Origin of the sequence: Cellvibrio sp. UBA7661 (genome assembly GCA_002483365.1) — a bacterium.
Lineage (GTDB): Bacteria > Pseudomonadota > Gammaproteobacteria > Pseudomonadales > Cellvibrionaceae > Cellvibrio.
The window spans coordinates 81344-100355 of sequence record DLHT01000019.1 but is presented as its reverse complement, the minus strand read 5'-3'; the positions used below and the strand labels follow the sequence as shown (position 1 = coordinate 100355).

At 48.3% G+C, this 19012-nt stretch carries 14 protein-coding genes; 9 read left to right on the top strand and 5 right to left on the bottom strand.

The annotated features are described in order from the left end of the window. Positions 1-26: 26 nt before the first annotated feature. A complete protein-coding gene (locus B2739_RS17825; RefSeq protein WP_331347188.1) occupies positions 27-572 on the bottom strand; it encodes a DUF4256 domain-containing protein in 546 nt (181 codons plus the stop codon). A 28-nt stretch (positions 573-600) separates the two neighbouring features. Beyond that, positions 601-2403, bottom strand: a complete 1803-nt coding sequence (locus tag B2739_RS17820; protein ID WP_331347187.1) for a monovalent cation:proton antiporter-2 (CPA2) family protein — start codon at positions 2401-2403, stop codon at positions 601-603. 181 nt (positions 2404-2584) lie between these two features. Here B2739_RS17820 and B2739_RS17815 point away from each other — a divergent pair, with 181 nt between their 5' ends. The 4 genes from B2739_RS17815 (at position 2585) to B2739_RS17800 (ending at position 4360) form a co-directional block, all read left to right on the top strand. Beyond that, positions 2585-2953 carry a DUF1428 domain-containing protein gene (locus B2739_RS17815; RefSeq protein ID WP_331347186.1) on the top strand — a complete coding sequence of 123 codons (369 nt, stop codon included), beginning with the start codon at positions 2585-2587 and terminating at the stop codon, positions 2951-2953. Between the two features lie 31 nt (positions 2954-2984). Further along, entirely contained in the window at positions 2985-3392 is a 408-nt protein-coding gene (locus tag B2739_RS17810; RefSeq protein ID WP_331347185.1) for a VOC family protein, read from the top strand. Between the two features lie 91 nt (positions 3393-3483). Next, positions 3484-3870 carry a YciI family protein gene (locus B2739_RS17805; protein ID WP_331347184.1) on the top strand — a complete coding sequence of 129 codons (387 nt, stop codon included), beginning with the start codon at positions 3484-3486 and terminating at the stop codon, positions 3868-3870. Next, positions 3842-4360, top strand: a complete 519-nt coding sequence (locus B2739_RS17800) for a GyrI-like domain-containing protein (RefSeq protein ID WP_331347183.1) — start codon at positions 3842-3844, stop codon at positions 4358-4360. The genes B2739_RS17805 and B2739_RS17800 overlap by 29 nt, the downstream gene beginning before the upstream one ends. Here B2739_RS17800 and B2739_RS17795 read toward each other — a convergent pair. From B2739_RS17795 to B2739_RS17785, 3 genes are all read right to left on the bottom strand, one after another. Continuing rightward, on the bottom strand, positions 4347-6044 hold the full coding sequence (locus B2739_RS17795) for a carboxylesterase family protein (RefSeq protein ID WP_331347182.1): 1698 nt from the start codon (positions 6042-6044) through the stop codon (positions 4347-4349). The two genes, B2739_RS17800 and B2739_RS17795, sit on opposite strands and share 14 nt — an antisense overlap. 179 nt (positions 6045-6223) lie before the next feature. Then, on the bottom strand, positions 6224-8425 hold the full coding sequence (locus tag B2739_RS17790) for a hypothetical protein (RefSeq protein WP_331347181.1): 2202 nt from the start codon (positions 8423-8425) through the stop codon (positions 6224-6226). A 317-nt stretch (positions 8426-8742) separates the two neighbouring features. Then, a complete protein-coding gene (locus tag B2739_RS17785) occupies positions 8743-10668 on the bottom strand; it encodes a L,D-transpeptidase family protein (RefSeq protein WP_331347180.1) in 1926 nt (641 codons plus the stop codon). A gap of 183 nt (positions 10669-10851) precedes the next feature. On the opposite strand from B2739_RS17785, the gene B2739_RS17780 reads away from it, so the two are divergent. From B2739_RS17780 to B2739_RS17760, 5 genes are all read left to right on the top strand, one after another. Then, positions 10852-11619 (top strand): murein L,D-transpeptidase catalytic domain family protein, encoded by a 768-nt coding sequence (locus tag B2739_RS17780; protein WP_331347179.1) that lies wholly within the window; start codon positions 10852-10854, stop codon positions 11617-11619. A gap of 234 nt (positions 11620-11853) precedes the next feature. Beyond that, the gene (locus tag B2739_RS17775) at positions 11854-12663 is read left to right on the top strand and encodes a DUF1080 domain-containing protein (RefSeq protein WP_331347178.1); all 810 of its coding nucleotides are present in this window, start codon (positions 11854-11856) and stop codon (positions 12661-12663) included. 109 nt (positions 12664-12772) lie between these two features. After that, positions 12773-16024, top strand: coding sequence for a DUF7133 domain-containing protein (locus B2739_RS17770; protein WP_331347177.1), 3252 nt, complete (start codon positions 12773-12775; stop codon positions 16022-16024). Between the two features lie 180 nt (positions 16025-16204). Continuing rightward, a complete protein-coding gene (locus B2739_RS17765) occupies positions 16205-18067 on the top strand; it encodes a TonB-dependent receptor plug domain-containing protein (protein ID WP_331347176.1) in 1863 nt (620 codons plus the stop codon). A 225-nt stretch (positions 18068-18292) separates the two neighbouring features. Continuing rightward, entirely contained in the window at positions 18293-18931 is a 639-nt protein-coding gene (locus tag B2739_RS17760) for a hypothetical protein (protein ID WP_331347175.1), read from the top strand. The last annotated feature ends 81 nt before the right edge of the window (positions 18932-19012 follow it).

Sequence of the window (19012 nt, the reverse complement as noted above, 5' to 3'; positions counted from 1 at the left end):
CGAACCCTATCGCAACGTATCTCACATTAAACCCTCAACAAACCGCGAAAACCTCGCGCGGCGTAATAGGATTGTGCACCGTTGTGATAAACAAATACTTGCCCGTAGCGACGATCGCCAAACAGCGCTCCGCCGAGCTTGCGGATATTGTCGGGCGTTTTTATCCAGCTGGATGTTTTCAAATCAAAATCGCCCAGCGATTGCAACCAGCGATATTGCTCTTCATCCAAGAGTTCAATACCAATAGCGGTCGCCAGATCTATCGCATTATGTTCAGGTTTATGCTCCTTGCGCGAGTCCAGACCTTCGCGGTCATAGCAAGTACTACGCCGTCCAGCGGGGCTTTCGGCTGAACAATCGCAAAAGAGATATTCATTGGTTTTTTTATCGTAACCAATCACATCCGGCTCACCACCTGTTGCTTCCATTTGCGTCAACGCATTTACTTTTTTGGGCTGATTTTTTAACTTCGCCTGTACGTCACTCCATTGAATATCCGGATGACGATACCTGTTTTTTTCAAAACGGGCGTGTAATGTCTGGATTAAATCGTCGCTTTTCTTGACCCCCATCGCTAGCTCCTTTACACATTGTGCGAAATCACAATTGAATATCTTTGCTGAATAAATCTTGCAGCTCTTTACGGCTTTGCTTAACAAGCAGCGCCAATTGTTTAGGGTCCTTACTGATGGCAATTGCCGCATTCAACAGACCCTGGTCGTGCTCACGGAAAATATTAATAGCGCGCTGCGATTGACCTTCAGTGTATCCAACCTCTGTTAACGTGCGCACTGCAGCACTCAGGCTGGATTCGTAAATTTCACGAATAGGATTTTCTACACCTAGCTCAGCCAATTGATACGCATGCGCCCGGTCGCGGGCACGAACAATCAGCGTAATATGAGGGAAATGGGTTTTTACCAAGCGAGTAATTGCAAGCGATATATCAACATTGACTAATGCAATCACCAGTACCTTGGCCTCGCGAATGCCAGCCGCTTCCAATAATTCAATACGTGTTGCATCGCCGTAATAACTTTTCACACCATAATTTTTTAAAAACTCGATATGGTCAGGATTTTTATCCAGCGCATTAAAGGGAATATTGCTGGCGGTTAGTATTCGGCCAATAATTTGTCCGAAGCGGCCAAACCCTGCAATGATCACTTCAGCTTTATGCGCTTCCGGCTCATCCAGCTCTTGCAAAGAATGCTCTGCTTGCTGCGCCTCTTCACGCGCTTTTTCCTGAAGTGTGCGTTTACGCGTAATCAATTCATGCACAATCACCAGCGGACTGGTTAACGCCATTGAAATTCCCACCACCAAAACTACGTAACTGGCAATATCTTTAGGAATAAAGGCAGACTGTTCTGCAGTTGCCATCACCACAAACGCAAACTCACCACCTTGCGCTAACATCAAGCCAATCAATATGCCTTCTTTAAAAGGATATTGACGGATGCGCAAAATAATCGCGATCACGGTTATTTTTATCAGCATCAACGCAAGGGCAAGGGCAAGGATCAATACCGGCTCTGCAAATAACAAACGCAAATTCAGCGACATACCCACGGCAATAAAAAATAAGCCTAATAACAAACCTTTAAAGGGTTCGATATCAGCTGCCAATTGATGGCGGAAGGTCGATTGCGCCAACAACATACCCGCCAGAAATGCGCCCATGCTCATGGAAAATCCAACCAGTTGCATCAGGTAAGCAACACTCAACACAATCAGCAAACCTGCGGCGGTAAGAATTTCGCGGCTGCCGTATTTAGCAACGATTTGCAGCAACGGATTAAAAATACGCGCCCCTGCCAGCAATAAAAACGCCACGGTACACAATCCCATCCACCAAGGAACATGCGTATCTGCATCGGCCGCCGGAGACCAACTTGCCAACAATAATAAAATGGGAATGACGGCAAGATCTTGCATTAATAAAATCGAAAAACCTTTGCGCCCAATCGGCAAACCCATGATTTTATGCTCTTCCATTAACGGCACTGCAAACGCAGTTGATGAGAGCGCAAGCGCAAGGCCGATCATAAAACCCTGCTGCCAACTTATCCCGGGCAACAAGGTGAGCGCACCGGTGATGATGGCAGCTGTCACCAACATTTGTGATCCGCCCAACAAACCGACATCGAAGCGCATCTTCCACAATTGTTGCGGATTTAATTCAAGACCGATCACAAATAGCAGCAAGACTACACCCAGTTCAGAAAATTGGAATGTCGCCTCAGGTGAGTAAATAAGCCCCAATTCGTAAGGGCCAATAATCGCTCCCGCAACCAAATACCCCAATATCGCCCCCAGCCCCAGACGGCGAAACAACGGCACCGCAATAGTTGCCGCCAGCAAATAGTAGATGGCATGTAATAAGGTTTCGTGGTGTTCCATAGGGAGCAACCTTCAAAAAAGTGGAATGGGATTTAACCAACTGCGGTAGTGCACTGCTAAGCCATTGACTATAAAACAGTTTTTATACAACACAAAGAAAAGCATTATTTTTTTACTGTCGCTGTCGATTTTTATCCCGTTCACGCGACTAACTGGTAGCAATGAGAAAAACAGGAGATTGATGATGACTCACTATGTTGATGGATTTCTACTGCCTATCGCACCTGAAAAACTTCAGGAATATCAAAAAATGGCCGATCAGTCCGGTGCCGTTTGGAAGGAGCACGGCGCTATTGCGTATTGGGAATGCGTTGGCGATGATCTGGATATTCAGGATATGACATCCTTTCGCACCGCTGCAGGCTGCAAAGAAAATGAAACTGTTGTGATTGCCTGGATTATTTATCCATCGCGCGAAGAACGCGACCGCATTAATGCAAAGGTGATGGCGGACCCACGTCTGAAAGAGATATGCGACGAAAATAACCCTCCATTTGATTTTAAACGTATGGCCTACGGTGGATTCAAATCCATTGTATGCTATGAATAATTTTCATCACTAATCACTAAAGGAAAGGAACATGCAAAAAAAAGTATTTATTAATTTTCCAGTGAAGGATCTGGTTAAATCCAAAGCGTTTTTTGAACACCTTGGTTACACGTTTAATCCTCAATTTACTGATGACACAGCAGCTTGCATGGTGATTAGCGATACGATTTACTCCATGCTCGTGACCGAGCCAAAATTTAAAACATTTACCTCAAAAGACATTGCTAACGGCCATACATCCAAGGAAGTCATTGTTTGTTTGTCATGTGAAAGCCGCGCACAAGTTGATGAAACCATTAATAAAGCGATAGCCGCTGGCGGCAAAGCCTGGCCAGCGGATCCGCTGGATTATGGTTTTATGTATTACCACGGCTTTGAAGATCTGGATGGCCACCATTGGGAAATTATGTATATGGATCCATCACACGTTCAGGGTTAAAAAAATCCTGATACGATCTGGCGAGAAAACCTAATACAGCAGCGCCGATTAAAAAAGCAGGCTCTGCTAACAATCCTGAGCGAGACACACAATGAAATATTTATGCATGGTGTATTACGATGAAAACATCATCAACAATATGACTTCCAGCGAGTGGAAATCATTAAATGCCGAATGTGAAGCCTGCGGTGAAAGCTTACGCAGCACAGGCAAAATGATTGGCGGCAATGCACTGCACCCCACCACAACAGCAACCAGCCTGCGCATTCGCGAGGGTAAACCACTGATTACCGACGGCCCTTTTGCAGAAACCAAAGAACAACTGGCAGGATTTTATTTATTGGATGCACGCGATTTAAATGAAGCCATACAGCTTGCGAGTAAAATTCCACCGGCTCGTATTGGCACGATTGAAATCCGCCCCATTCGCGAACTGGATTCCACAAAAGATGAACGCAACCAACAACACACTGCCTGATACCAACACAAGTATTTCACAACCACGCATTGAACATGCAGGCCCGTTGCTAATTGCCGGTTTGCGCGAACCATTGGATGAACATGCGCAGCAGAAAATTCCGCAGTTATGGCAGCGTTTGGTATCGGTATGGGATGACATTCCCCAACGCCTGCCCCCACCTGATTACGGTTTATGCATCCATCTTAAAAACCGCGAATACTATTACATGGCAGGTGTTGCCGTATGGGACTTTGATGCACTGCCCGCTCTGTTTAGCCCGTTTATTATCCCTTCACAAACCTATGCCGCTTTTACACACAATGGCAGCGTCAATCATATTCGCGACACAATCGATTTTGCATTTGAGCAATGGTTGTCGCAATCGGGATACCAGCACGCATCAGCCGCGGAAAACAGTTTGCATTTTTTTGAACGCTATGGCGAAAAATTTGATCCGCAAACCGGCGAGGGCGATATAGAAATATGGATACCGATTACGGAACGTTGATCCATACTTCGCTGTTGTTAAAATGTTGATCCAACGGGCCGCTAAACCAGCGGCCATTCAATACCTGCTGAATAAGTATCTGCTTATGTTGCGCAGGAAGCGTTGTATCTGCTTCTATATCCGCAATAATTTGTTGATAGCTCCTGCCCGCTTGTTTCATTGAAATCAGTGCGTGTGATTGATCTGCATCGAATGACAAATATTGAAAACCTTTATCTGCATCTTGCAATGGCACCCACTTAACCAATGCCTCGGCATTGGGGTTACCTGTCCATAGAAATTGTTTTATATAGCGAGTAAACACCTGTGCTAATTGTTGGGCGCCAGGTGTTTGTAACGCAGCGCTGAAATGGGTAGCTGTCTCTTTTATTTCACCCGTCAAAAACGGCAGCCACACACCGTGATAAGAACCAAATAGTGCAGCAGCATTGCCAGCAACGGCAGGATTTTCACCCCAGTTAAATTCAGCGATGTATATCGGTGCCTTATAGAATGGCAGCATCGTTTGTGCGGGTGCTTGCGCATTAAACAAGGCATAGAGTTCACTGCCGTAGTGTTTGGCAAATTCAAATTCTTTTGCAGTTAATGAATTATTGATAAGCGTTTCTTGCGGGCGATTTATAAAATGCTTATCCCAATACGCAAATAATGAAAATTCTTCCGCACCGGTGAACAGAATAACCGGCACGTGATGGTATTGATCTGCATGAAAACCTTTTTTAGGCAGAACTTGCCCATCGTTAAACAAATGTGGAAACGCTGCCATGCGGATGCCCGCATTGATCATGAGTTGCGATAAACGCTCTGCAGAAACTGTGCTCAAATAATCGCGCACATCACTGTCATTACTTAACAGCCATGCAATTGCAGCTGGTTCAGCTTTTTTAACCCCGTCCGCCACTACAAGCGGTGCAAGAGCGCGCGCAATAATCGGAGCACTCGCATCATAATCTGCCAAGGTCATTCCACCGCTAAAGGAAATAGCCTGTTGGAATTGGCCGCGAAATAATGGCGAGATGAGCATGGCCATCACATCGCGCCCACCGGCAGAGAATCCCGCCACAGTAATATTGTCTGGATTGCCACCAAACTGCTGAATGTTATGCCTTACCCATTGCAGCGCCTGATGAATATCCAACAACCCAAAATTGCCCGATGCTTCTTGCGCGTTTTTATTGCGCAATGCAGGAAGGTTATTAAAGCCCAACACCCCCACACGATAATTAATCGATACCACCACCGCATTGGCATTAACCACCAATTCCCCGGGATTCACTTCGCTGCTATCGCCCATTTGGTTATTGCCACCGTGGATATAAAACATCACCGGCAGTTGGGTGTTCTTGGAGTTGGGGCGATAAATATCCAGAGTCAAGCAATCTTCATGGCCTAAAAATTTCCCCGCTTTAATTTGCGGGCAAATACTGCTGGACTGGTTGGCATTGAAGGTTTTCTTCCAAGGCTGTACCGGTTTGGGCGCTCGCCACCGCAGTGCATTAACCGGAGCTTGTGCGTAGGGAATTGCCTTCCAGACCAGTGTGGCATTTTGGTTGGTAACATAGCCTTTCACTTTGCCTGAGTGCGTTTGTTGGATAACACCTTGGCGATAATCCAATATCCTGGTATCAGCATATGCAAGGTTTATGAAAAAGAATGCCACCAATACAACAACTGACTTGCCCATTAATTTTCGTACTGACTGATGCTTAATGTGACCCAACAATTTTTTACTCCACACACTCATTTGACGACTTAATGTTTAACCTGCGCAAATAAAAAACGGAGAGGAATTCCTCTCCGTTTTTTATGGCGATCCGTTTTATAGAGCGATCCGCTTTTATACGACGATAATAAACCCGGCTATCAGGTTTTGGGTTTATCGAGCGACAATGACGTTGAATTGAGCGAGACAATACGCGTTTTGCTGATTTTATGGCGATAAATCTCACGCAAATATTTGATCGCTTTTTTCACGCTGTCGCGCGTCAGACGGATATCGTTGATGGAGCAGAATTTTTCCGAGTCATTGATCAGCTCGCGATATTTCTTCTCGTACATCGGCTTGATGGCATACCAGTTAGTATCCAGAATCTTGGCAGGGTTTTCATACTCGTTGAGCATGTTATCCACCAACTTTTCATCAAACTCATCCGAGCGGATAAAGTCGAGCATCGCGATATCCAGCTGATCATCAAAACGGTAAGAGTCTTTTGCAAAACAGCGTTTGATAAAGGCCACAATCAACGTCAGGAAGTCATCGCTCAAGCACGGACTTTTCACGATCAAGGTGGTCAATGAAATATTGGCCGATGCGCCAATGACCAACGCATAACGCTTCAGCGTAGTATTCGGGAACAACGCATTCAGGTGAGATTTGAGTTTATTCAAATCCATGTAGCTGAGTTTGTAATCTTTCGGCAATGAAATAATCGATACCACTGACGAGCAGTTTTTGAAGAAATGCAGGTCTTTCAACTCGCTGGCATCGTAGCCTTGCTGCAAATAACGGGCGAGCGCCTCGCGATAGCGGGTCGATTCAATCGGCAGCAAGCTGATCCCTTCAATCGCCTGGGTCACTTTATTAAAGTGCGGCAGGTCAATGGAGCGATAGAAAAGGTCATCGATGTTTAATTCGCTGACTTTTTTGTTTTCGATGCCGCGCAATTTATCAACACCCTGAATTGGCATCGCCGTCGGAATCACCGATTCGGCGTAAGCAACTGCCACAGGGCCTGCAAGGCTCATAAACAAGTCGTTGGCATCAAGACGGATGGTTTCACCAATATCGATACCGGCGCGACGGAAATAATTTTCGTCGTAATCCGTTGTCACTGCTTGCGCGGTGAGGATGTTAAAAATTTGCTGGGAGATATATTGGTTGGCGTATTTCTCCATTGCGTTGACATCGATGTGTTGGATAGCGCCTTCATCGGTTTCCTCTGCGTAACGCATGATGTCGTTGGAGATCAGCATCATTGCATTCCAGGGGCGGATGCGGTGCATCACGCTCGCTTCGCTGCTGTCTTCATTGTCGAAGTTGTAAGAAAAATCCCACTCTTCCGATAAATATTTACACAGCAAACGGCCAGCATTGATGTGCAATGCTTCCGACATTTCCACACCGTGGTCGGAAATATTCGGCAGGATACAAATACCGCTGGTAAAAATAGGCTCAAACACAAATGAGTGACCACGGTTTTCCGCACTCTCGGATTGCGCGCGCGAATCAAACGTTTTGCTCATGTAGGCATATTGCTGCGCGAGGCCAAACTCACTCGCCATACCAGAACCGGTACCGCCGCCCGCACTGAAAATATAAAAATACAGGCGCGATTGGTTAGCTTTGATGCCGCAAGAATCGATCAAATAGGAATGCACATGCTTCCAATCAGGATTGGAGAAGCGCTGGGTATCTTTATTCAAAATAATTTTGGCAAGGTACTGGCCAAGGATAGGTGCGTTACCTGAACCACCCGCATGGACTTCAGACAAGTCCATGATTTTCATTTTGGTGTAATCCTTGAGGAACCCCGAACGTTCGCCTTTGTGCGAAAAACGGATACGCCCTTCGATGTCTTTGTCCAGATCGCCCAACATCACCAGAGGCTCAATCAAAAACACTGGCTTGAGTTGATGCCCGCCTTTCAAATGCAGGCTGCGCTTGATCCAGCGCATAGGCTTGTCTTGCTCGCGGACTTCTTTTTCTTCGCTGTTGAATTCATTGAGGTAGAAATTGCGCGCGTTATACACCAGCGAGGCAACATCCAGCGCGATATTGGAGCCACAGCGACCAAGACCGATCAGGCACACCGATGGAAATTGTGGTTGTTTGTAGTTATCGGAATCCTGCTGGTTGGCCATGTGCGGGTAAACACTGGTGCGCAGGGTATCCAGGTTATAGAGGATTTTGCTCAGGTCGCGCTCGGTGAAATACATGTAACCACTGCCTGGCAAGCCGGGGGCAGTCAGGGTATTGATAACGTTCTCTTCCGGCGGCGCATCCAGAGTGATTAACTCCTCCTGCTCTTGAGGTTCGGTGGTGCGGGAGGATTTGCGAGTGGCCATGATGGGGTGATCCTTATTGGTCTAAAGCATTTGTTATTGGATCAGGCGGGAGCGCCTGGAAGCTGTACATTTGGAACGCGCGCAGGCGCACGCACCAATACGAATGGTCTAAATTTCTATTAAAGCTAGCCTTGAGTTGGCATAAATACAAATTTACATGGCACAACAATACAAAAAAGCTCCCTGAGTAGATTAAAAAAAACCAAAACAACAGCCCCTTGGTACTTTATCGTCACTCCCGTTTGCGGGAGCCCAGCAATTAGTCTTAAAAACTATGGATCCCCGCCAGCGGGGATGACGATTTGGATCATTGGTTACTAATCACGTCGATTTAGCGCTGCCAACACTTGCGCATCGCGGTTGTAAATATCCGGCTTGAACGCCACTTCTGTCTCGCTGAGCGCATCCACTGTCCAATAGGCCAGCAAGATCGGCACTCGTTTGGCCAGAGTGACATTGCGCGTCTTGCCTGTCGCCAGGGCCTTATCGATAGCGGCTTTATCCCAACCGGGTGTTTCCGCCAACAGCAGCTCAACCAATTCCAGTGCGCGCTCAACGCGAATACAGCCCGAGCTGAAAGCGCGCTGGCTTTTGTTAAACAGCTTTTGGTGCGGGGTATCGTGCAGATAAACCGCATAGGAATTAGGGAAACGGATTACCGCCTTACCCAATGCGGCATGGGAGCCTGCATCCTGACGCAGGGTGACATTGCCCGGCTTGTACCAATCTACCGTCGCCGGATCCAGTTCTTTGCCATTGCTATCCAGCACGCGGATTTTGTTATCGCGCAGATAACCCAGATCCTTACGCAATTTAGGCAGCACATCCTTGCGCAAAATAGTGGGTGGAATAGTCCAGGTCGGGTTGAGGGTAATGTAATTCACTTCCGAGCGGAAAATCGGGCTGGTTCGATACGACATACCCACCTGTACGCGCGAGCGCCAGACAGGTTGGCTGGCCTTGAAATAGGTAATTTTAAAACCGGCCACATCGACCAGCAGCATTTCCGGCGGGATGTTATGCAATAGCCAGCGGGCGCGATCAAGGTTGACGCGGATCTGATCAATGCGAGATTGCACCGATACATTCAGCGCCGCACGGGTTGCAGGCCCAACGCTGCCATCATCCTCAAGGTACTGCGCGCGCTGGAAGCGTTTGATCGCTTCGACCAAGTGCTCATCAAATACCTCATCGGGATTTACCGGCGCGACACTGGAGGCACTGGAAGAGGATGCAACACTGCTTGCATCTGTTGATAACGCGCTCGCTGAAGAACCCAGTGAAGAGTCCGGCGAAGAGCCCAGAGAAGACACTGCAGCCGCACTTGCCGCAGCGGTTTTGGCATTTGCCAACACGCACACCTGGGCAGGTGTCAGCGCCTGCGGATCTTCAGCAGCAGGCGGTTCAATGTACTCACCGGTCACGCGCAACCGCTGGCGTAGTACGGCCACCTGCGGATCAACCATACAGGGTTTTAACGTTGGCCCAACCGGCAATGAAGGCCATCCACCCTGCCCGGCCAAAGAGCGGTAATGCTTCAAACCGGCGACAAAGCTGCGGTAGATCATATGTTGGGGGCGGGTTTGGTCGAACAGGCTGGCGATTTGTCCGGTTTCGATCACATCGGCAAGGCGTACGCTATCGGCTATGGGTGCCATATCCAGCAAGTCAAAGTTCCACTGGGGATCAAGCCCGGCAGGATTCACCTTGCCGTTGTAGAGGTGATATAGCGCACGCAGGTAAGCATTGGTTGCGCGCAGCTCATCAGCAACACGCCGGGGTAGATCGGGAGCACCAGCATCGCCCGACAACAGCAGCGCATTGCGCAATTGGCCGATGGCGTAATCCTCGGGATTCAGGCCATCATCTGCCAGAGACTCCAATGCGGCGACCAACTGCTGTACGCGCACGGGCTTATCCCAGATGGGGCGATACTGCCGCTGTACATAAAAAGCGATCAATGCCTGAGTCAAATGCTCCGCACTGTCTTTGGTATCGCCTGCGACGACATCCAGCTGCAGGGATGTCATTTGCATCTCTATCGCTTGCGCCATCTCCTGCTCTTGCAGCTGCAGATTGCGGTAATCCTGGACTTTGCCCAGCGCCATCGCAGCTTCGCCCACCTGAGCCTGCGCAGGCTGCACCAGACATAACATGACCACCAGCACCAACCATCCTTGTGCCACTTGCAAGTGCTTTTGCAGCGCCTGCAGGCGGCAACTCAATACATCCAATAACAACATAAACAAGCGCCTCTGCACGCTATTTACCCAGTAAAACTTATAAAACTCACACAATGCGATGAATTTGCTGAACTTTTGTTATTTGCCGCACTCCCAAACGGATGCTAGCATTTACTTTCTTATAGCCATAAATCCATAGCAAGGCCGCTACAACTCTAATTACCCAGAATTTCGGGGATATCCATGTTGTACACCAGTTTCAGGGCCTTGTCTTTTTCTGCCCTATTTAGCATCGCTTTTGGCATCGTTTTCGTTAGTCTTGTGTCATCCGCGCAGGCAAGCGTAGCGCAAACTCCATCCGAAAACCCCTTTAGCCAGGCGTTTAATCACGAACACGCACAGGCGTTATTAAATAAGTTGACGCGTGCAGCACCGGCGGCCAATCCACAGGTCATCAGTCTCGCGCTGTCGGCACTGGATTGCGCCCTTGCGCAAGGTATGTCACCCGCGCGCAACCTGACGGTAATTGATTACTCGCTGGTGTCCACCAAGCCTCGCCTTTGGGTGTTTGATCTGGTTAGCGGCAAATTACTGTTTCAGGAACTGGTCGCCCACGGCATGAATACCGGCAAAAACGTTGCCCGCCACTTTTCCAATGATTACGGCAGCCACCAGACCAGCCTGGGGCTATTCCGCACTAAAAACACTTACGTAGGAGCCAATGGCTATTCCCTGCGCATGGAAGGTCTGGAAGATGGCTTTAACGACAGAGCGATGGAACGTGCGATTGTTTTCCACGGTGCCGATTACGTCGATCTGAAACTTGCCCAAAAACTGGGACACCTTGGCCGTAGCCATGGCTGCCCGGCAGTGCGCAGAGGTATCGCGCGCAAGGTGATCGATACCATCAAGGGCGAGCAGTTTTTGTTCTCTTATTACCCTGACAAAAACTGGTTGAGCAGATCGCAATTCCTGAACTGCCCGGCAAGCCAGCGCTGGGCAAAAAAATGATGCGCAACACCCGTGCAAGACCTTGTTGACACTGCGGTGCTGGTTCACCGCAGCAGCCCTTCTGACCACTCTGTAAAGCAATGTTAACGAAATCCATATTTATCTGATAATTTTATCAAGCTGTGTAAAAGACTTCGCATATCCCTTATCTGGCCGCTATAAATAAACTCACTTTCTATAAAAAACCAAAAGCAATCATCATAAAAACGACCACAACACAATCAGGAACCATCCATGAACAATCCCCTATTGAAGCGCGGCCTGACACCGGCTTCTATCGCTTGTTTTAGCGCAGCACTTATGTGCTCTTCTTTTACTGTCGCCGCTGAAAAAGCCGCTCAGGAAAAAGCCAAAGAGCCGTGGCAATTAGCCGAAGAAACAGAAGTTTGGGAACCGGTTCCTCCGGTCATCAGCTCACCGGTCAATGGCATTCCCTCTGATGCGATCGCGCTGTTCGATGGAAAAAATCTGGAGCAATGGCAAGGCGCTGAAGGCGGCGCAGCCAAGTGGAAAATCGTCGATGGTGCGCTGACCGTAGTGCCATCGACCGGCGATATCAAAACCAAAGAATCATTCTGCGATGCGCAATTGCACATTGAATGGAAAACCCCAACCTTGATCACCGACGACAAGGGCAAATTGTTAGAAGGCCAGGCGCGCAATAACAGCGGTGTATTTTTCCAGGAACGTTATGAAATCCAGATTCTGGATTCGTACAACAATAAAACCTATCCCAATGGGCAAGTCGGTTCGGTTTACAAACAAACTATCCCCTTGGTAAATGCCTCGCGTGCACCTGGCGAATGGCAAACTTACGACATCATCTTTACTGCGCCTAAATTCGATAGCGCACAAAAACTCAGCAAGCCGGGCTATGTCACTGTGTTGCACAACGGTGTGTTGGTGCAAAACCACGTTGAAATCCAGGGTACTACCGAGTGGATCGGCAAACCGGTATACAAAGCCCACGGCTGTGCTCCTCTGCGCTTACAAGACCATGGTAATGCCATGGCCTTCCGCAACATTTGGGTGCGCAAACTCTAATTTTTCCGCTCTATCCGCTGACTGTTACAGCTAAATGCTTTGACCGTCGTCTGTTTGCGCCGCAGTGAATAACTGCGGCGCTTTTTTAATTAAATCGCAGGTACGGATTATGTCTCTCCTGAAAAAAACATTGCTCGCTTCACTCATCGTCTTCAGCGCACCACTCTTTGCCGCGAATAACGCGCAAAACCATGCACAAAACCCGGCCGAATATTTCAAGGTAAACAGCGGTTGGATCAGTGCCAGTAAAGTCAGCGCTGTTGGCAATAAATTGCAAATCACCCCCGCAAAAGATGGCGATATCCTGGTGCTTAACACTAACGGCAGCAGCGAACATCTAAACACCATCGAACATATTGGCGATTCGGTGCTTGAAACCGAATTTTTGGTTCCCGAAGGCAGCGATGCAAAATTGTATGTGCAAGGCCGCTACGCCATCGATCTCAAAAACGTCAACAATGAATGGCAAAAACTCTACGTAACTTTCCGCGCTCCGCGCTATAACGAGGCGAGTGCAAAAGTGGATTCGGCCTTGATTGTAGAAGTCCGTATTAACGGTGAAACGATAGCGGTGAATGACATCCGCACCGGCATGAGCGAGAACGCCAATGTCGGCTGGGAAAACCCTGCGGGCATCACCAGTTTTTTAGTTAACAAAGGTCAGCTCGCACTGCGCAATTTCACCATTGCACCGGCTGATTTTTCATTACTCACAATGCCCAAAAATTCTGGCGAAATGACCAACCAAAAAGAGTTGGTTGATTTTGTTGCACTGGGCAAAGAAACGTTTGAGTCGGTCGGTTGTAATGCTTGCCACTCCACGATTAAAAATGATGCGGGCGTGAGCACCGGGCCAAATTTGTTCGGTTTATTTAAACGCGAACCGCGCGACCGTGAAATTGTTGAAGGCGGTGAAGGCCATCGCTTTACCATCAAAGCTGATCGCCAATACCTGCACCGCAGCATCCGCGCCGCTACCGACCAATTGGCTGTTGCAGAAAGTGGAGCGAAGAAAGGCGAGCCATTCTTGCCGATCATGCCAGCGTTTTCGCAACAGGTATTGAGCGATGTACAAATTGATGCGATTGGCGATTACCTCGCCACATTGAATGACCTGCATGACCAAGGGCCAGCGATTAAATTACTCGCGCAGACCGGCGCAGAAGAATACGACCCAATTGCTGACCGCTTGCAATTATTGGTGGATGATGAAGTGCGCATCCAACGCGGCCCTATGCCAGGCGTATCCGGCCGTGCCATTCATGTGGGATCGCCTTGGGGTGTTAACTATTCATTTGATCCACGCCTGCTCGCCATCACCAAAATTTGGCAAGGCGGCTTTTTGGATATGACCGGCGAATTTACCAACCGCGGTGGTAAAGGTTTGAAGATGGGCTTTGAAAGCCGCGAAATGAATTTCGGCAATCAGGAATTTTTATTTGCGCCGCTCAACGCACAAGGAAAAATTATCGACTTCTCATTTAAAGAAGCCAAATTTGGCGATGTAGAAACCATTAAGGCATCGCTAAATAGCAAAGAAGATCACCTGCCGCGCGTGGCTGCGATGGATGCGCAATTTTTGGGCTATACGCGCAATTCCAAGCAAAAAAATGAATTGCCAACCTTTAACTATCGCGTTGGCAAAAATACGCTCAATATCCAAACCGCGATTGCAGCCAATGGCGATGTCACCATCAAGGTCAATGGCGAGCTAAAAACAGCGCAACAATTTTCACTGAACACACAGCTTTTACAAAATGCCGCTGTCAGCAAAGGTGAAATCAAAGACGGCCAATGGACATTGCCCGCCGGCAGCAAAAACGTAACCCTCACCGCCAAAATGCAAGTGGCAGCCAATGTGTGGCACGCGAAAAAATCTGAATTTGATTATCGCAAACAACCCATCCGTATCACCGAATCCAAAGCCGATTTGCCAGCGGGTTATCGCGTTGAAAGTTATTACCCACCAAAAGATAATTTTGGCCGCGAGCAATTATTTGAAGCGCTGGGGCTGACGTTAACTGATGACAAAACCGTGGTAGTCGCCACGCGCACGGCCGGTATTTGGCGCATTGTGAAAGGCCAATGGCAATTATTTGCCGAAGGCACATTTGACAGCCTTGGTGTGGTAGCCGAAGACAAAAAAGGCCTCACCGTTATTGCCGGGCAAAAAGCAGAACTCACACGCATCCGCGACACTAACGGCGACGGCATTGCCGATAGTTACGAAACCTTATTTGATGCGCATTCGTATCACGGCAATTACCACTCGTATATGCATGGCCCAACACGCGGCAGCGATGGAGCCTACTACATCAGCATCAACCTCGCCGATGGCGGCGATGGCTCCACTTACAAAGCCGGTGGCAAATACATGGGCACACAAGGTGGTTTATCCGGTTGGAATATCCGCGTTGAACCCAATGGCAAATTTGAGCTTTGGGCAAATGGTTTACGCAGCCCGGCAGGCTTGGGAACAGCGCCCGATGGCCGTCTCTGGTATTCCGATAACCAGGGCGAATATATGGGCACTTCAAAAATATTTACCATCGAAAAAAATAATTTCTTTGGTCACCCATCGGCGTTGGTGGATTTACCGGGCATGACCGCCGAGTCACCTGAAATCGCATGGGAAAAAGTACAAGACAAACGCACCAACGCGATCGTTTTATTGCCGCACAACCGCGTCGCCAATTCACCGGGCCACCCGGCGTGGGATACCACCAAAGGAAAATTCGGCGCGTTTGCGGGGCAAATGTTGATGGGCGACCAAACTCAATCGAATTTACTGCGCATCGCAATTCAAAATGTCGATGGCGTTGAGCAAGGCAGTGTCATGCCGTTTATCGATGGTTTGGAATCCGGTGTGATGCGCCCACTCTTTTTGCCTGACAACAGTTTGCTGCTCGGCCAGACCGGTCGCGGTTGGCAAGCCAAAGGCGGTCATGTTGCCAGTTTGCAGCGCATTGTGTGGGACGGAAAAACCATCGCTCCGGCCATAACGCAAATGCTTGCAACACCAACCGGTTTTGCGCTTGAGTTTACCCAACCAATTAACAGCAATATTACTGCAGACGAATTAACATTACTGCTCGGTTTGGAATCCTGGGTTTATCGCGATGCGCCGGATTATGGCTCTGAAGAAATGGATGTGACAAAAGAGGCCATTAAATCCGTATCCATTAGCGATGACCGCAAAACCGTGAATATTGGTTTGTCATCACTGGCGCAAAAACAAGTTCATCCACAACAAACAGCGCGGGTTTACCATGCACAGGTAAAAACCCAAACGCTGTTTGAAAAAAATGCACCAGAAAAAATGGATGCGTATTACACGCTGTATCAATTTCCCAAAAAGTGAAATTAAAAATCTTTCCAGGTGAGATAAAAATGGAACCCGGCATTTACTCTGGAACCGTGCGCAGCATGAATGCTGCGCACGAAACGCCCACAATTTATCGTAGGCGCGCTCCGGAGTGAATGACAGAGTCCACTTCTCTTGTACAACAGTAAATTTTGTAAATCACGTTTAAGGTCTTCAATGAAAAACTTCCGCTTTACTCCGCTGTTCCTCGCTATCGTTGCCGCTCCTGGTTTTTCCGCAACAGAAGAATTAATCGTCACCGGTAGTTATAACCCTGTTACTAACGAACAATTGTCCTCATCGGTATCGGTGATCAATAAACAAGAGTTGCTGCAATTGAGCAGCAACAATGTGATTGATGCCCTGCGCCAAATTCCCAGCCTGTGGGTTGAAGAACAAGGTGGTCCGGGCGGAGTGACATCCATCGCGCTGCGCGGTGCAGAAGCAAACCATACGTTGGTGTTATTGGATGGCGTGCAATTAAATGACCCAACCAATACCCGCGGCGGTGCATTTGATTTGAATAGCATTAATATCGAATCGATTGAGCGCATTGAAATTATTCGCGGTGCACAATCGGCTGTTTACGGTTCCGATGCATTGGCCGGTGTTATCCACATCATCACCCAGGCACCGAGCAAATCCACCACCCAGTTCAATGGCACAGTAGGTAGTGACGACTACGGCAGTGTCGGCATGAGTACCTCGGGTAAATTTAATAATCTGGGTTACGCCTTCGCGGTGCAATCCAAAGATGCCGGTGAACCCGTTCCCGGTAGCACCGCAAAAAATACCGAATTCACCAGCCGTTTAAACTGGCAGCAAGACAATCACACCGTGAATTTTAATTACCGTTATTTTGATGGCGAGCGCACCAGCTTCCCCGAGCAAAGTGGCGGCCCTGAATTCGCAGTAGACCGCAGCCTTGACCACAGCGAATACACCGACCAAAACGCGGGCTTGGGTTGGACCATGCAAGTGAATGACATGTGGCAATCGCGCGTGCAAACCAGTTGGTATCAACGCGAAGAGACCATCGATTCACCCGGTATTGCACCTTATTATGAATTGCCGCCCAATGGTTCGGTGATTGATTTTGATCGCACTAATGCAAGCTGGATTAACACACTGGGCGATAAAAATACGCTGTGGTTTAACGTCGGTGTAGAACACAAACGCGAACAAGGCACCAATTTGGGTTATGCGGTGTCGCGCGATGTATTCCCCCTGGATTTCAGCCTCACCCGTGAAATTAACAGCGCCTTTATCAATGCAAATGCTTACGTGACGAAAGAATGGTTAATACAAACAAGTGTGCGCCATGACGACCCGAGCAATTACTCGGCAGAAGACACTGCGCAAATCGGCACACGCTATCAATTGAATGACCAGGTTTCGCTGTTCGCCAACTGGGGCGAAGGTTTCAAATTGCCGAGCTTTTTTGCATTGGGCCACCCGATGACCGGCAATCAAGACCTGGTACCCGAGACCGTTAAATCAGGCGATGTCGGAATTGAATTTTCAGGTAGCGAATTTTCATCGCGCATCAGTTACTTCGAGCATAACTACCGCAACCTGATCGACTTTGATGCCGAAGCATTCCGCAACGTCAATCGCTCGCGTGTTGAAACCAGTGGTGTCGAGTCGGAAGTTACCTGGCAAGTACAAAGCAATTTGAAATTGCGCGCCCATGCCAGCTACACCGATATCGATATGATGTCGTCGGACAACCATTTGCTCGGCCGCCCACAAACTACCTACGGTGCATCAGCACATTATTCACTGAATGATGATTGGCAATTTAACCTGAATTATTTGCGCGTCGATGAGCGTTTTGCGGCGAGCCTTTATACAGGGAGCACCGTTGAACAAGTGTTGGGAGCTTACGACCGCCTGGATGCCAGTGCGAATTGGCAGATGAATACCAATGTCCGTTTTAATTTGAGTCTGGATAACCTGACCGATGAAAATTACTACACCGACATAGGCTTCCCTGCTGCAGACCAGAGCGCCAAACTGGGTGTAACCATTACCTTTTAATCCACGCCCCATGCTCCCTGTGCCCCGACAGGGAGCAAAACGCCTGCTGTAACGCCATATCCAGTCGGGTAGCTTTACAACTGTCATCTCAATCATCCTTTTGAGCAAAATATAACCTATTGTTTCACAAGAAAATTTGTGAACTGGCACACATAATGCTCCCGTTTATCACTGCATAGATCATTTTTACTCACTCATGTAGTTAATGGACAAAGGAAAATTCAGATGAAACTCATCAAAATCGCCGCTGCGGTGCTCATTTCACTGAGCTCGCTTGCCGCACACGCGGGACTGCTTTACATCGACAGCCCTTATGCTGACCAGGTAGTCGCAAACAGTAATGACTTCAAATTCGGCAAATCAATGGCAGCCTTACCTTCCGGCCAAATGTACAACATTGGCGGAAACCTCAAGGCAAACCAGGATGCAGTGCTGGATCTTGAATTTGTATTCCTGGGCAAAGAAGCGGGCTGGAACAATAAGTTCACTTCGGGCGCACTGACCAACCTCATCACCACCGGTGGTGGCGGTTCATTCTCGTATAGCCAATACTTCGCTGCGGGTGCACTTATCCCGTTCACGTTCACCACTGGTGGCGCAGTACTTCCGCCCAGCGTTGCAAATGGCAGCAACAATGACGGAGACCACTGGGTATCGTTCGCGATTGCGTTGGACACAACCTTTAAAGGTATTAAGTACGATGCCATCCTGTTCTTTGATGACACAGGTGGCTACAACGATGACGATAACCACGATGACTTGATTATCGGTCTCAACGTCAAAACAGTACCCGAATCATCAGCCTTCGTGCTGATGCTGATGGGCTTGGCAGGCTTGTTTGCTGCGCGTCGCATGAAACCTTAATCAACGTTAAGTGTTTTTAAAAAAATAAACCCGGCTTATGCCGGGTTTATTTTTTTATGCAGATACTCTTTAGTAACCAAA